Genomic DNA, 1,645 nt, shown 5'->3' with positions numbered 1-1,645 from the left:
GTGCTTCGGCCACCAAATATTTGCCGCCAAAATCCGTGCCGCTCAACTGGCCGATTTGTTGTACTTCGGTCAACATCGCGGTCGGCATATTGACCCATTGACGGATGTCGTCACGCCAGTCGCTGCGCCACAGTCCGACTGTCAGCAAAATTCCGCCCACGATTAACCAGCCGCGTTTGTGCAGGCGGTTTTTCAGACGGCCTGACAAGGAATAGAGCTTTTCGGTTAATGCGGCAAAAGGCACGGTTTTGGCACGGTAGCGGCGAAACAGCGGCGGCAGCCATAAAACGGTGGCACCAAACGCGCCAAATAAAGCGAAGCCTGAAAATACCGCGGTTTGGCGCAATACAGGCAAAGGGGTAAACCACAGCAGTACGTAGCCCAAGACGGTAATCGTCAGGCTGACGGCAAAACTCGGCAAAACATGTTTCATTGCCGATTCAGCCTGCCAAACGGTCTTTTCAGACGGCCCGAATACTGACGGAGCAAGCCAGTGCAACGGGAAATCCACCAACATACCTACCAAGCTGGTGCCGATGACGATGGTTAGGATATGCACTTCGCCGAAGGTTAATAACGCAACCGCCAATCCGGTCAACATACCGGCTGCCAGTGGCAGGGACAGTAAAAATACTCGGCCGCTGCGGAAGACCCACAACAGCAGCGCAAAGGTCAGCCCAAGCCCGACCATACTCATCAGTCGGCTTTCTTTTTCTGCGGCTGCTTTGGATACGGCGGCGAACAATGAGCCACCTGCGCTTAAGGTTTCCGTGCCGTTTTCCGAAGCAATTTGACGGCTTTGCGCCATCAGCGGCAAGAGGGCATCGTTGCCGGAAAATTGATCGCCGCCGGCGAGCCGTCCGCGTAAAAATACCCAAGTTTTGCCTTTGTCTTCGGCAAACAGCATACCGTTGTCCATGTCCCACTGCAAACGGCTTTGCGGATTGGCTTTGTCGGCAACAAAGCGTCCAAAGCCCAGCCAGTCTTGTTCTAAAGACAAAGGCGAGGGGGCGGCAAACGGATTAGCCGCGGCTTCTGCACGCGCTTGAAAATAGGCTTGCGGCTGCTCAAACAGCAGGCGTATTTCGTCTTGCGGCAAAACCGCCAAATTCAGTTTCTGCATATCCGCCCGCACTTTGTCCAAATTCGGCGTCATGCTGCTGTCGACTTGTTCAAATATGCCGCTTTTGCGCCATGCGTCGGCAATTTGTGAGGCCGTCTGAAAAGCGGTTTCGGCATCGGTACTGCCTGCAAGCAAAATAACTTGCGAATTGAGCTGCGCTTCTGCGGCTTTATCCGCGGCCATCAGTAAGGCATCAGGTTGCTGCTCGCTTGGCAACAACGCGGTCAAATCGGTTTGGATGCGCGCTTGTGAAGCAAAGGCATAAACCAAAAACAGGGTAAGAAACAGGATAAGGGCAGTATAGAGGCGGTTTAGGAGGCGAAGATTCATCGTTCAGACGGCCTTTTGCAAATGCTGCTGTTAGTGTGTGGAATAAGTAAAAGTGCAGTAAATTAAATCAGATTATTATTATTTTGTCAGTTGTTAAATAGTTTGCCGGTCGGTTAAATCATTGGGCTTGAGCGAACCGAAAAACTGCCATTGCAGAGCGACGGCTTTTCCCTTCCAAACGCAGGCAAGTGC

General features: G+C 52.5%; 1 pseudogene. It reads right to left on the bottom strand.

Annotated elements, in window-relative coordinates:
- Window positions 1-1,453, bottom strand: a pseudogene (locus tag ACTHUT_RS19905) (MMPL family transporter); the annotation flags it as partial.
- Window positions 1,454-1,645 lie beyond the last annotated feature (192 nt).

Source organism: Neisseria sp. P0022.S010 (assembly GCF_051956635.1).
This window is presented reverse-complemented; position numbering and strand designations above follow the sequence as displayed.